At 57.2% G+C, this 13,977-nt stretch carries 11 protein-coding genes; 7 read left to right on the plus strand and 4 right to left on the minus strand.

Going from position 1 to position 13,977, the window contains the following annotated elements; translation table 11 throughout:
- The 7 genes from CJF39_RS23205 to CJF39_RS21730 all read left to right on the plus strand — a co-directional run.
- Positions 1 to 222 (plus strand): hypothetical protein (locus tag CJF39_RS23205; protein WP_212555991.1); only part of this gene is annotated, 222 nt, incomplete at its 5' end.
- Positions 223 to 262: 40 nt separating this feature from the next.
- Positions 263 to 3,712, plus strand: coding sequence for an exodeoxyribonuclease V subunit gamma (gene recC / locus CJF39_RS21705; protein WP_094995263.1), 3,450 nt, complete (start codon positions 263 to 265; stop codon positions 3,710 to 3,712).
- The gene (recB, locus tag CJF39_RS21710; RefSeq protein WP_094995264.1) at positions 3,712 to 7,404 is read left to right on the plus strand and encodes an exodeoxyribonuclease V subunit beta; all 3,693 of its coding nucleotides are present in this window, start codon (positions 3,712 to 3,714) and stop codon (positions 7,402 to 7,404) included. The genes recC and recB overlap by 1 nt, the downstream gene beginning before the upstream one ends.
- Complete coding sequence (recD, locus tag CJF39_RS21715) at positions 7,401 to 9,485, plus strand: exodeoxyribonuclease V subunit alpha (protein ID WP_094995265.1); 2,085 nt, start codon at positions 7,401 to 7,403, stop codon at positions 9,483 to 9,485. Before recB ends, recD begins: the two co-directional genes overlap by 4 nt.
- A 146-nt stretch (positions 9,486 to 9,631) precedes the next feature.
- The gene (locus CJF39_RS21720) at positions 9,632 to 10,207 is read left to right on the plus strand and encodes a YfiR family protein (RefSeq protein WP_094995266.1); all 576 of its coding nucleotides are present in this window, start codon (positions 9,632 to 9,634) and stop codon (positions 10,205 to 10,207) included.
- Positions 10,204 to 11,475, plus strand: coding sequence for a diguanylate cyclase domain-containing protein (locus CJF39_RS21725; protein WP_094995267.1), 1,272 nt, complete (start codon positions 10,204 to 10,206; stop codon positions 11,473 to 11,475). The genes CJF39_RS21720 and CJF39_RS21725 overlap by 4 nt, the downstream gene beginning before the upstream one ends.
- A 6-nt stretch (positions 11,476 to 11,481) precedes the next feature.
- Positions 11,482 to 11,985: an OmpA family protein gene (locus tag CJF39_RS21730; RefSeq protein ID WP_094995268.1), complete on the plus strand. Its 504-nt coding sequence runs from the start codon at positions 11,482 to 11,484 to the stop codon at positions 11,983 to 11,985.
- A gap of 154 nt (positions 11,986 to 12,139) precedes the next feature.
- Here CJF39_RS21730 and CJF39_RS21735 read toward each other — a convergent pair whose 3' ends face one another.
- From CJF39_RS21735 to CJF39_RS21750, 4 genes are all read right to left on the minus strand, one after another.
- Complete coding sequence (locus CJF39_RS21735; protein WP_094995269.1) at positions 12,140 to 12,394, minus strand: bacteriocin immunity protein; 255 nt, start codon at positions 12,392 to 12,394, stop codon at positions 12,140 to 12,142.
- Between the two features lie 7 nt (positions 12,395 to 12,401).
- Positions 12,402 to 13,013 (minus strand): S-type pyocin domain-containing protein, encoded by a 612-nt coding sequence (locus CJF39_RS21740; RefSeq protein WP_249275412.1) that lies wholly within the window; start codon positions 13,011 to 13,013, stop codon positions 12,402 to 12,404.
- Positions 13,014 to 13,112: 99 nt separating this feature from the next.
- The gene (locus CJF39_RS21745; RefSeq protein ID WP_047278554.1) at positions 13,113 to 13,364 is read right to left on the minus strand and encodes a bacteriocin immunity protein; all 252 of its coding nucleotides are present in this window, start codon (positions 13,362 to 13,364) and stop codon (positions 13,113 to 13,115) included.
- Positions 13,364 to 13,906, minus strand: a complete 543-nt coding sequence (locus tag CJF39_RS21750; RefSeq protein ID WP_094995271.1) for an S-type pyocin domain-containing protein — start codon at positions 13,904 to 13,906, stop codon at positions 13,364 to 13,366. Before CJF39_RS21750 ends, CJF39_RS21745 begins: the two co-directional genes overlap by 1 nt.
- Positions 13,907 to 13,977 lie beyond the last annotated feature (71 nt).

A 13,977-nucleotide genomic window follows, 5' to 3' on the forward strand; every position in this document is an offset into this window, starting at 1 on the left:
TCTGCTCACGCAGACAGGGATTTTGTTTTTGTGGCTGAAAAAGAGCGTGCACGCCATCTCTACGCTGGACACTCCTTACCCCGTCCCCGCACGCATTTCAGCGTCTATGCAATTAACAAAGCTCATCCCCTATACACGCTCAAAGGTACGGTTGTTCAGTTAGTGCAACAACGCCATGACGGCCACTTTGCACCTTGCACTGACGTCCCTGCGCAATGGTAAGGTTCGCCTTTGGTTTTTGCCTTCCTCTAAGGATGCCGTCATGCTGGTTGCTACGTCCCTCAATGCGGGTTTTATGGTGGTTCACGGTAACCGTCTTGATGAGCTGCGCAGCTTGGTCGTCAGTTGGATGCGCATGTATCCTTTGGCTCCTTTAGAGAACGAAATTGCTCTTGTCCAAAGCAATGGCATCGCTCAGTGGTTGAAGCTGGCTTTGGCCGAAGATGCACAGGCTGATGATTTGGGCGGCTGCGGCATTGCGGCCGCGATAGATGTTCAACTGCCTGGGACCTTTCTGTGGCAGTTGTATCGACTGGTGCTAGGCAGCGAGGAGATCCCTGCCAAATCGTTGCTCGATAAAGCGCCACTGACCTGGCGACTGATGCGCCTGTTACCCGCACTCATCGACCAACCCCATTTCGAACCTCTGCAGCGTTTTTTGACGCATGACACCGATTTGCGTAAACGCTATCAACTGTCAGAACGCCTGGCAGACCTGTTCGACCAATATCAGGTGTATCGCGCTGACTGGCTGGAAGATTGGGCAGCCGGGCGCCATCAATTACGAAATGCGCGAGGCGAAACGCTGCCCTTGAGCACCGCCAATTGTTGGCAAGCAGAGCTATGGCGCGCCTTGCTACTGGATGTCGGGCAAGAGGGTATGGCTCAAAGCCGTGCCGGTGTTCATCAGCGCTTCATTGAAAAGATACACAGTCTCGAACAAGCGCCACCAGGTCTTCCTGCCAGGGTTATTGTGTTTGGCATTTCTTCACTTCCGGCGCAAGCCCTGGAAGCGCTGGCAGGCCTTGCGCGCTTCAGTCAGGTGTTGCTGTGTGTACATAACCCTTGTCGCCATCATTGGTCTGACATCGTTGCCGACAAAGATCTGCTGCGGCATCAGTACAAACGCCAAGCGCGTAAAGCCGGAATGCCTACCGCGTTGGACGTAGACATCCTGCATCAACACGCCCACCCGCTATTGGCAGCGTGGGGCAAACAGGGCCGCGACTACATCAACCTGCTCGACAGCTTTGATGATCCCAACAGCTACCGATCTGCGTTCCGCGATGGCCGCATCGATCTGTTCAGTGAAGTCGCCCCGCTTAACCTGCTCAACCAATTGCAGGACGACATCCTTGAGCTTCGCCCGTTAAGCGAAACCCGTGAGTGTTGGCCTGCAGTGGATTTGGAAAAAGACCAATCCATCCGTTTCCACATTGCGCACAGTGCTCAGCGAGAAGTTGAAATCCTCCACGATCAACTGCTTGCACGTTTTAGCGAAAACCCTGATCTCCATCCACGTGATGTGATTGTGATGGTCCCGGATGTTGACAGTTACGCCCCTCATATTCGCGCCGTCTTCGGGCAAGTCGATCGCGATGACCGTCGCTTCATCCCGTTCACCCTGGCTGACCAAGGCCAGCGTGGGCGTGATCCGCTGTTGATCGCGGTCGAGCATTTGCTAAAACTGCCGGACAGCCGGTTTCCGGTCAGCGAGATTCTTGACCTGCTTGACGTACCCGCCTTGCGCGCGCGTTTCAACGTACAAGAACGCGATTTGCCCACCTTGCACCGATGGATTGAAGGGGCGGGTATTCGCTGGGGATTGAATGCCGAACAGCGCGCAGGTCTTGGCTTGCCGCCGCACCTTGAACAAAACAGTTGGCGTTTTGGTCTGCGCCGCATGCTGCTGGGGTATGCAGTGGGCAGCGGTGAAGGTTGCGACGGCATTGAACCCTATGACGAAATCGGGGGGCTGGATGCGGTCTTGATTGGCCCGCTGGTGGCCCTGTTGGATGCGCTTGAGATTGCGCATCAGGAACTGTCGCAACCGGCTATGCCGCATCAATGGGGCGAACGCCTACAAGCGTTAATGCAGCTGTTTTTCAAGGCCGAAACCGATCACGACGACTACCTGTTGGCCCAGCTTGAAGCGCTGCGCGAAGGCTGGCTGGAGACCTGCGAACTGGTCGGGCTGCAAGATGCGTTACCCCTGACCGTCGTGCGTGAAGCCTGGCTGACCGGACTCGACCAAGGCAAACTTTCTCAGCGCTTCCTGGCCGGGGCAGTCAACTTCTGCACCTTGATGCCAATGCGGGCCATCCCATTCAAACTCGTCTGTTTGTTGGGCATGAACGATGGCGACTACCCGCGCGCGCAACCGCCGCTGGATTTTGACTTGATGGGCAGCGATTACCGCCCGGGAGACCGCTCTCGCCGGGAAGATGACCGGTACCTACTGCTCGAAGCATTACTTTCTGCCCGCGATCAGCTCTATATCAGTTGGGTAGGACGCAGTATCCGGGATAACAGTGAGCGTCCCGCATGCGTGTTGATTGGCCAATTGCGTGATCACCTTGCCAGCGGCTGGAAGCACCCTGAAGGTGAGGATTTGCTGGCAGCCATGACCCAGGAGCATCCGCTTCAGCCCTTCAGCACCCGCTATTTTCATCAAGGCGACCCCAAACTGTTCAGCTATGCCCGTGAGTGGCAGCAGCTTCATGAGCCGCAAAGCGAAGTGCCCGAGCCCATCCGATTGTCGGCGCATGTACAAGAAGAACCGATCAATCTGACTCAGCTGCAAGACTTTTTGCGTAACCCTGTGCGGCACTTCTTCAGCCAGCGTTTGAAGGTTTTCTTTGAAGCCGCTGAAGTGCCATTGGCTGACGAGGAGCCCTTTGTTCTCGATGCATTGGAACGTTACACCCTAAGTGACAGTTTGCTTGAGGCCGCGCTCGCACAACCAGATCAACTCGAAAAAGCGCTGCACGCTCGCGCAACCCGGTTGCAAGGCAGTGGCTTATTGCCCATGGCCGGATTTGGCGAATCACTGCAGCAAGAGCTGATCGAACCGTTGCCTGACGTGTTGCAGCGTTATCAGCAGCTGTTGAGTTTGTGGCCAACACCTCTTAACAGCGCTGTGCCAGTCAGGTTTGAAGAATATGGCCTGGTGCTTGAAGGCTGGTTGGCCAGCCTGCATCAGCGCAGTGACAACGGCTTACTCTCCATTACGACAATTCCTAATAGTATTGGCGCAGTTAAAACCCGCAAATGGCATCGCTTGACGCGCCCGTGGGTTAATCACTTGGTGGCCTGTGCTGCGGGTTTAAAGATGTCTACCGCATTGGTAGCTAGCGATGACACCTTGATGCTTGAGCCCCTTGATGCGAAGCAGGCCGCCGAGATCCTTGGCAACGTGCTGATGGCTTGGCAGGCAGGCATGAGCCGCCCGCTACCGGTCGCGGTTAAAACAGCCTTCGCGTGGCTGGGCCAAAACGATCCTGCCAAAGCCGCAGCCGCCGCCCAAAAAACCTATGAAGGCGACGGCCAGACCAGCGAAGGTGAGCGGCGTGAAAGCGCTGCGCTGGTCCGGCAGTTTCCGGACTACGCAGCCTTGATGGCCGCAGAAGAATTTGAAGAGTGGTGCGATGCGCTTTACCGGCCGTTGTTCGACGCGCCTTGGCGCTCCTTGACCGGCGAGGAGACCCGCTAATGAATGAACTCGACCGCCCTTTGGCACTGGCTTTCCCGTTACGCGGCAGTCAACTGATTGAAGCCAGCGCAGGCACAGGCAAAACCTTCACCATCTCTGCGCTGTACCTGCGTCTGATTCTCGGCCACGGTGCTCAGGAAACCGGCTTTGGCCGAGAACTGCTGCCACCGCAAATCCTCGTGGTCACTTTTACCGATGCGGCGACCAAGGAGTTACGCGACCGTATTCGTACGCGTCTTGCTGAAGCAGCGCGCTTCTTTCGCGAAGAAACCGAAGCACCCGATGCACTGGTCGCACAATTGAGCGAAGAGTTTGAACCTGAACAGTGGGCAGGTTGCGCGGGGCGGTTGGACATCGCCGCGCAGTGGATGGATGAAGCTGCCGTATCAACTATTCATAGTTGGTGCCAGCGCATGCTGCGCGAGCACGCGTTTGACAGCGGCAGCCTGTTCACCCAAACCCTTGAGACCGACCACAGCGACTTGCTGGGCGAGGTGCTGCGTGATTATTGGCGACTGTTTTGCTACCCGATGCAGGGCGATCCGCTCAATTGGGTGCGCGCAAATTGGAGCGGTCCGGCAGCCCTGTTGCCACGGGTACGGGCCTTGTTTGGCAATTCGCGGCCCGCAGAAACCCCCGATCAAACGCCATCCGAAATAATTGAGGCGTGCCTGCTCGAGCGGCGTCAGGTGTTAACCGAGTTAAAAGCACCGTGGCTGCAATGGGCCCAAGAGTTGCGCGATATTTGCCTGCAGGGTGTGGCCGATAAAACTGTCGACGGTCGGAAAATGCAGGCGCGTTACTTTGAACCCTGGTTCGAGAAACTTTCCGCTTGGGCGTCAGACGTGTCATTGGAGCAACTGGATCTCGGTACAGGGTTCACACGGCTGACCCCTGAAGGGATGGCTGAAGCCTGGAAAAAGGGTGAGCCGCCCCGGCATCCAGCCCTTGAAGCCATGGGCGAGCTCAAGGCTGCTCTGGATGCGTTGCCAAGTCCTGATGCGGCAGTGCTGGAGCATGCAGCGCGTTGGGTGAGCGAGCGTTTTGAAGAAGAAAAGCGCCGACGTGCCGAGATGGGGTTTGATGACATGCTCATTCGCCTCGACACAGCCTTGCAGGCGCAGGGCGGGGAGCGTCTGGCCATCCTGATTCGTGAGCAATTCCCGGTCGCGCTGATTGACGAATTCCAAGACACCGACCCGGTGCAATATCGCATTTTTGAAACCATTTACCGGATCGAGGCCAACAGCCCGGAGACCGGCCTGTTCCTGATCGGTGACCCGAAACAAGCGATCTACGCGTTCCGCGGTGCAGATATTTACACCTATTTACGTGCCCGCCATGCCACGCGCGGGCGCTTGCATACGCTGGGCACCAACTTCCGCTCCAGCCATGCCATGGTCAACGCGGTAAACCATGTTTTCGAGCGAGCGGAACAGCGGGACGCAGGACGTGGGGCATTTCTGTTTCGTGATGGGGATGAAAACCCTGTGCCTTTTGTCTCGGTTAAATCCCAGGGCCGTAAAGAGGTGTTGCTCCAGCAAGGTCAACCCGTCACGGCGATGAACCTGTGGTTGTTGCCATCTGAACAACCTATTTCAGGGGCGGTGTATCGACAGCAAATGGCGGCTGTCTGCGCAGGTCAGATTGTGGAGTTGCTCAATGGAGGGCAACAAGGTCGCTGCGGTTTTGCCAGAGAGGGTGAGGAGCTGCGCGGCGTACTGCCGGCCGACATTGCCATATTGGTGCGCGACGGTAAGGAAGCTCAGGCGGTTCGTGGTGAATTGTCAGCACGAGGGGTACGAAGTGTTTACCTCTCCGACAAGGATTCGGTGTACGCGGCCCAGGAAGCTCATGACGTATTGGCATGGCTCAAAGCGTGTGCCGAACCTGACGTCGAACGTCCTCTGCGCGCAGCGCTTGCCTGCATCACTCTGGACTTGCCGCTGATTGAGTTAGAGCGGCTGAATCAGGACGAATTGGCGTGGGAATCACGCGTGATGCAATTCCGTGGTTACCGTGAAATCTGGCGCAAACAAGGGGTGTTGGCCATGCTGCGCCGTTTGCTGCACGACTTCAAATTGCCTCAGGCGTTGATGGCGCGCACAGACGGTGAACGCGTTCTGACCAACGTGCTGCACTTGTCGGAATTGCTTCAGCAAGCCTCGGCAGAACTGGATGGCGAGCAAGCGTTGATCCGGCACCTGAGTGAGCACCTTGCGTTGTCCGGACAGACCGGAGAAGAGCAAATCCTGCGCCTTGAGAGCGATGAACAACTGGTCAAAGTAGTGACCATTCACAAATCCAAGGGTTTGGAATACCCACTGGTGTTCCTGCCTTTTATTTGCTCGACCAAGCCTGTGGATGGCAGCCGTTTGCCCTTACATTTCCACGACGCTGAGGGGCACGCGCACGTCAGCCTCAAACCCACGCCCGAGTTGATCGCCCGGGCCGACGATGAGCGCCTGGCCGAAGACCTGCGCTTGCTCTATGTCGCGTTGACGCGTGCGCGGCATGCTTGCTGGCTCGGCGTAGCCGATCTCAAGCGCGGTAACAACAATCGCTCGGTGTTGCATGCTTCGGCTTTGGGGTATTTGCTCGGTGGCGGCGGGTTACTCACCGAATCACCAGACTTGGAACGTTGGCTGGCGGATCTGCAACACGATTGTGCGGCGATTGACTACGCGCCCGTACCGGCCACCAGCGAAGCGCAGTTTTTCCCGCCACTCAATCAGGCGACGCTGCTTAAACCGCGGATCCCTGCACGCCGCGCATCTGAAAACTGGTGGATTGCGTCCTACAGCGCATTGCGTATCGGTGACAGCCTGAGCCCAGCCGAAGCGCCGGAAAGTGCTTTGGCACAAAAGCTTTCGGATGACGAGCGGCTGGATCCGGACGCTCCGCGTGACGTGTTACTCAGTGGTGGAGATATTCACCGTTTTCCTCGTGGGCCGAATCCGGGGACGTTCTTGCACGGCTTGCTCGAATGGGCTGGCGGTGAGGGGTTTAAGGCCCAGCCCTCAAGGGTCGAAGATGCAGTCGCACGCCGTTGCAATCGGCGGGGTTGGGAAGGCTGGATCGATACCCTCGGAGAGTGGCTGGTGCACCTGCAAGATGAACCGTTGCGGCTGAATAATGGCCAGCCGGCTGTCGTCTTGAGCGAGTTGACTCAATATCAGATTGAAATGGAATTCTGGTTCGCCAGTCATAAGGTCGATGTGTTGCAGCTGGATCAATGGGTGCGTCAACACACCCACGGCGGGGCTGCGCGGGCCGCGGCGGAGCCGAGCGTGCTTAACGGGATGTTCAAGGGGTTTATCGACCTGACATTCGAACACGCAGGGCGCTATTACGTGGCCGATTACAAATCCAACTGGCTAGGACCTGACGACTCGGCCTACACCGACTCGGCCATGACCGCCTCCATTCTGGACAACCGCTACGACCTGCAATACGTGCTTTACCTGTTGGCCCTGCACCGCCAACTCAAGGCGCGCTTGGCGGACTACGACTACGACCGGCACATGGGTGGGGCGTTATATCTGTTTTTACGTGGTACACGTTCTCAAAGTCAGGGCGTTTTTTTCACCCGGCCGCCCAGATATCTGATTGAAAGCCTGGACGTGATGTTCCAGGGCAAGGCACCGCCCACTGCGGTTGAACCCGCATGGGAACAGGGAGTGTTGTTATGAGTCGTTCGTTTGCCGACCTGTTGCCGACGCCATTGACGGCAGAGAGCCTCGCGCTCCTTCAGCCATTAACCCACGCTGAGGATTTATTGCTGCTGCTGGACCGCTGGGTCGAACGGGGCTGGCTGCGGGCGCTGGATAAAGCGTTTGTCGCTTTTCTGCATGAGCGCGCACCGCACGGCGATCCGCTGGTGTTATTGGCCGCTGCATTGACCAGTCATCAACTTGGGCACGGCCACGTCTGTCTGGACCTGTTCGAAACCCTTCAGGCGCCTGACTTCGCGTTGTCCTTGCCGCCCGAGGGGGATGTGCAGACCGGTGCAATGCTGTTGCCTTCGCAGTTGCTTGAGGCGCTGAAGGGCGAAGCCTGGTGCATGGCGTTACAAACCAGCCCACTGGTCGAATACGCAGGATGTGACTCGGCGGATGCTGCCAGCCGACCATTAGTGTTAAGCGAGCACCGCTTGTACTTGCGGCGTTATTGGGCGTATGAGCGACGTATCGACAACGCGTTGCGTCAACGTCTGACCTTGTCCGAAGTTACGCCTGACGACTTGCCTGCGCGCTTAAGTGCTTTATTCGGCAGCCCACAGGCGAATGCGCTGATTGACTGGCAAAAGTTGGCGTGTGCGCTGGCGACCCGAAGCGCGTTCAGCATCGTCACTGGCGGCCCCGGTACCGGCAAAACCACCACCGTTGTACGTTTGTTGGCCCTGCTACAGGCTCCCGCCGTGGAAGCCGGTGCGCCTTTGCGTATCCGCCTCGCCGCACCCACGGGGAAAGCGGCGGCGCGATTGACGGAATCCATCAGCCTGCAGGTCAAATCACTGGAAGTGGATGACGTCCTCCGGCAAAAAATCCCCAGTGATGTGACCACTGTTCACCGACTGCTCGGCAGCCGTCCCGGAACGCGACACTTCCGTCATCACGCGGGCAATCGTCTGCCGCTGGACGTACTGGTGGTCGACGAAGCCTCCATGATTGACCTGGAAATGATGGCCAACGTTCTGGATGCGCTCCCTGACCATGCGCGATTGGTACTGCTAGGCGACAAGGATCAATTGGCCTCGGTAGAGGCGGGTGCTGTGCTCGGGGATTTGTGTCGCGATGCCGAAGCCGGTTGGTACACCCCGCAAACCCGCGCATGGCTGGAGCATGTCAGCGGCGAGAATTTGGCCGGCAGTGGTTTGCAGCAGGACCTGGATGGCTCGCATCCGTTGGCCCAACAAGTGGTAATGCTGCGTCATTCACGGCGGTTCGGTGAGGGCAGCGGAATCGGGCAGCTTTCGCGCTTGGTCAATCAGCAGTGTGCACAGGAGGCCCGTGCGCTTTTGTCTTCAGGCGCTTACGCCGACCTGTCAGCGCTGGCGCTCAAGGGAGAGCAGGACAAGCACTTCGAGCGTCTGGTGCTGGAAGGGCGAGGGAGTGAGGCTAAAGGCTATCGTCATTATCTGGAGGTATTGCGCGACCAACGCCCTGCCTCCGGCGCGCCGCTCGAAGACCCTTGCTGGGCAGCGTGGGCGGGCGACGTTTTGGCTGCTTTTGAGGCGTTTCAAGTGCTCTGCGCGGTACGAAAAGGACCTTGGGGCGTTGAGGGATTGAACGAGCGCATCACCCGCGCGCTATATGCCCGAAAACTGATTGAAAGCGATCAGCACTGGTACGAAGGCCGACCAGTTCTGATGACCCGCAACGACTACGGCCTTGGGTTGATGAACGGGGACATTGGCATCGCCCTGAAACTCCCGGAGCGCGACGGCCACACCGAGCTGCACGTGCTGCGCGTGGCTTTTGCGCGTAACGACGGGCAGGGTGGCATCCGCTTTGTATTGCCCAGTCGTCTGAATGACGTGGAAACGGTGTATGCCATGACTGTGCATAAGTCCCAGGGGTCGGAGTTTTCTCACACGGCGCTGGTGCTCCCGGAGGCGCTCAACCCGGTGTTGACCAAAGAGCTGATTTACACAGGCATCACGCGGGCGAAACACTGGTTCAGCTTGGTCGAGCCACGTGCGGGCGTTTTCGAGGGCGCGGTGTTGCGCAAAGTGAAGCGCCTCAGTGGGTTGATGTTAGGGCTGGGATAACGCAAGCGTGTGCCTTGTATAGACTGACGGCGTGAGTAAAGGGCTGCGGTGGGGCAGTGGGTGAAACGTGACGTGTATCACAGACGCTACATTGCCTGTGCTATCGTTGCGGCATCATTCCTACAAAGTTCACAGAGTATTCCTGCATGGACGTGGCTGCCTCATCTTCAGAGCAGCGTGGCAGAGGGTGGCAATTCTGGCTCCCACTTTGCCTGTTTCTGATGAGCACTCCCTGCTTTGCCCAACCTGAAACGCCGATCAGTCTGGCTGACCAGCGTGCCAAAGCTGTAACACAAGTCGTTCTCGGCATCCTCAGCTATGCGCGCTGGCCCGTTGAGCCAGCCGAGCTGCGCCTGTGCGTGGTCGGCCCGACCGAATACACCGATGACTTGCTCAAGGGCGCGACCCAATCCACGGGGCGGCCTGTGCAGGTCCAGCGCTTGCTGGCGAGTAACCCCGCCATCGTCAGCGACTGCAACGCACTGTATTTGGGAAAACTCACGGACGAGGAGCGCAGCAATCTGTTCCAACGGCTCAATGGCCAGCCGGTGTTGAGCATCAGTGAACGTGATGATCGTTGCACCGTAGGCACCTTGTTCTGTTTGCGCGTGGGCGATGAACAAGTGGCTTTTGAGGTCAACCTCGACTCCGTGGCCCGTAGCGGCGTGCGCATTCACCCCAGTGTGTTGCAATTGTCGCGTCGACGGGCTGCGCAGCCATGAGTGCGCCGAAAAAGACCCAGCACCGTCGCAGCCTGCGCTCGGTGCTGAGCCGTGGGCATTTGGGGCTGGCGCTGGTGGCCGTGACGATGGCCAGCGTGTCGCTGACCATTTTGGGGGTGATTGCGTTAAAGGTTTACGCGGACCACAACTTGCACCTCATCGGCCGCTCCATCAATTACACCGTAGAGGCTGCGGTGGTTTTCGAGGACAGCGCAGCAGCCACCGAAGCGTTGGCGCTGATCGCGTCGACCGAAGCCGTGGCCGACGCCAAGGTGTTTACGGCTGATGGCGAATTAATGGCGCAGTGGCAACGTCCCGAAGCTGACCTGCTGTCCAAAGTCGAAATGCTGCTGGCCAACAGCCTGCTGGCGCAACCCGTTACCTTGCCCATCCTGCACCAGGGGCGCGAAGTCGGCACCGTCACCCTCAGCGGCCACGGCGCCAACATGCTGCGCTTCTTGCTCAGCGGCCTGCTCGGTATTCTGGTGTGCACCATCCTCAGCGCCTGGAGTGCGTTGTTTTTGTCGCGACGCTTGCTCAATGGCATTACCGGGCCACTTCGCCAGTTAGCCCATGTCGCCCACGCAGCGCGTCGAGAAAGGGCCTTTGATCAGCGAGTGCCTGAAGCCAGCATTGAGGAACTGAATAATCTGGGCAACGACTTCAATGCTCTGCTCGACGAGCTGGAGTCATGGCAAACCCACCTGAAAAACGAGAATGAAACCCTTGCCCATCAGGCCAGCCACGACTCTTTGACTGACCTGCCCAATCGCGCCTATTTCGAGGCACGTCTGGCGCGCACTGTGCGCAAACTAAAGAAAGTCGACGAAAAAGCGGCCGTGCTGTTCCTCGACAGCGATCGTTTCAAAGGCATCAATGACACCTATGGTCATGCAGCAGGTGATGCCGTGCTGGTCGCCGTCGCCTCACGCATTCGTGCCCAACTGCGTGAAGACGACCTGGTGGCGCGCCTTGGGGGAGATGAATTCGCGATTTTGCTGACCCCGCTGCACACACCTGAAGATGCGCAACGCATTGCTGACAAGATCATTGCCAGCATGCTGGAACCTATCGACCTACCCGATCAGGTGCGGGTTGTGACCTCGCTCAGTATCGGCATTGCGGTTTACCCCGAACATGGCGCCACCCCGGACTCGCTGCTCAGTGCCGCCGATACGGCGATGTACCGGGCCAAGCGTCTGGACCGGGGCGGACAACACCTTGCGCAAAACGAGCCACTTGCGTCCACCGTCACCCTCAGGAGCTAACATCCCATGCGTGCGTTTACTCAGCGTTACATTCAGTTTTTCGGCTTCGGCCTATTGCTCGCAATGCTGGCGCTGACCGGTTGCCAGACGGCGCCGCAAAAAGGTCTGACCCCGGCGCAAATCGCCGTGCTCAAACAACAGGGCTTTGAACTGACGGAGGAAGGCTGGGCGTTTGGTTTGTCGGGCAAGGTCCTGTTTGGCAGCGACCTTGAAGTGCTCAACGCGCAAAGCCAGGAAATCGTCGAACGTATCGGCAAAGCGCTGCTTGCTGTGGATATTCAGCGCGTGCGGGTAGACGGCCACACGGACGCCTCGGGTCAAGAAGCCTACAACGAACAACTCTCAGTGCGTCGCGCCAACAGTGTGGTCAACGTGCTGGTCCAGGTGGGCATGCGCCCGGAAAATATCCAGGTGCGAGGCCTCGGCAGCCGTGAACCCGTAGCGTCCAATAAAACCCGCGCCGGACGTACTGAAAACCGTCGGGTCGCGATAGTGGTCATCGCGGACTGATCCGATTTCAGGGCGCCACCTGACTCCGAGTTTGTTCGTGATGTCCGCAATCAATTTCTTCAGCGTATTTCGTCAGTCGAGAAACCAAGGGGCATCCAGCACCGGTGGCATTAAGTCAGGGCGAAGCTCCACATTTTCTTTCACGCTCCATTGATTACTCTTTAAATCCCGGCAGTCCTTGAGCCGCGCGCCATTTCTTCACGACGCGTGTTACATCCTCTGCTGATCCGCTGGAGTCAGCTTCAGGATAGTAGATAAGGTCGGTGCCATCTGGATGACCAGTGATCTCGCAGAACTCCTCTAGGAGCATGTCTAATACATCATCCGTTGGTGCTACGTTTTCAGCCAGAATCTTGTGCATGAATGCGATGAATTCGTCTTCGGTAAAGTCGGTGATATCTTTCTTCATTGTCGTGTTATCCGTTCCTATGGATGTCGATGTGGTGCTTCGGCGTGACGACGTTCAGGTTATCGACATCGTAAACTTTACCGCCCTTGGCTACTTCGTCTGTGTGGTGGAGTTCGAAGGAACTACGTTTTCCTGCACGGTCTCTGTAACGTGCCTTTGGTGCCTTGCCTTCTCGCATTCGGTCAACGCTATTGTCTGTGAATTGCTCCACTAATCCAGTACCTGCGACAGCCTTCCAGAGCGCCCGCGTGAAGCTGTCAAAGCTAGCGAAGCTTTTGCCCCGTAGTTGATCGGCAATCTCTGTTGGTATCGGGGCGCCAAGTCCAGAGGTAGCCCCGGCGAGCCAGATACCCGTCACATCTTTCCCCTGTCCTGTAACGGTACCGGGGTCAAGCCGGACATTCATCACGATGTACAGCGGCTGAATGCCAGAGTCAGCCGGGAACACAAGGATGAGGTCTTTGTACTCGGGCGGGTAGATCGGGTTGACGATGATGCTATCCGCTTTCTCAGATGGCGGATAAATCCAGATTTGTGGGGCTTGAGGTGCGCCTTCTAACGCTGGAATACCGAAGGTGTCGGATGGGTCAGGCGGCACCCTCGCGGCTTGGATCGTCACGAAAATCTTCGACAGCTACTACGATGTTTCACTTTTCATTCGATAGGCTCAGAACCTAGAGTTTGTAGCTCGCGATTGAGCGGGCTTTTCTTTTTTCTGTCAGTTCTTGAAGCCCGGTAGACTATTCGCACGGCAATAGTTGCCTACGGTGCGTGTTACACCTTCTGCTGAATCATCCTCGCCATCCTCTGGATAGTACAGTAGGTCGCTTCCTGCCGGATGGGGAACAATCTTGTTGAAGTGATCGACAAGCTCGCCCCTTTCGTCCTCGGTGGTTGCGTCTTCAATCGCCTGAATCAGCGACTTGAATTCCTGTTCGGTGTAGTCAGCCAGTTGGCTCTTCAATTCCATTACTCAACTCCCCTGTGAATGTCGATATGGCGTCTAGGGGTGACGACATTGATGTTGTCGGTATCGTATACCGCACCACCATCCTTGATTAGTTCGATGTGGTGCAGCTCGAATGCGATTCGTTTTCCTGCATGTCCAGCCCTCGGGCTGACAGGTGCCAGACCATTTAACATGCCTTTAAGGTTGCGTTCGTTGAATTGCTGACTTAGCTCTGGGTCTTTGGCTACAAGCTCCCAGAAGGTTTTTCGGAAAGTGTCGAAGTCCTTGAATTTCCGTCCCCGCAGTTGGTCTGCGATTTGTGAGGGAACCGGTACACCAAGTCCTACACCAGCACCTGCAAGCCATATTCCTACTACGTCCTGCCCTTGGCCTGTAACAATGCCAGGCTTTCGACGAACGTTCATCACGATGTAAAGCGGCTGCACTCCCGAGTCTGCCGGGAACACAAGGATGAAGTCTTTGTACTCGGGCGGGTAGATCGGGTTGACGATGATGCTATCCGCTTTCTCAGATGGCGGATAAATCCAGATTTGTGGGGTAATCCCCCCTGAAAAAAGTACGCATCAGAAGTAGAATTTTCTCCTGACCGGATTAAGGAAATTTTGCGTGAAGA

It is taken from the genome of Pseudomonas lundensis (genome assembly GCF_002269125.1).
Taxonomy (GTDB): Bacteria; Pseudomonadota; Gammaproteobacteria; order Pseudomonadales; family Pseudomonadaceae; genus Aquipseudomonas; species Aquipseudomonas lundensis_A.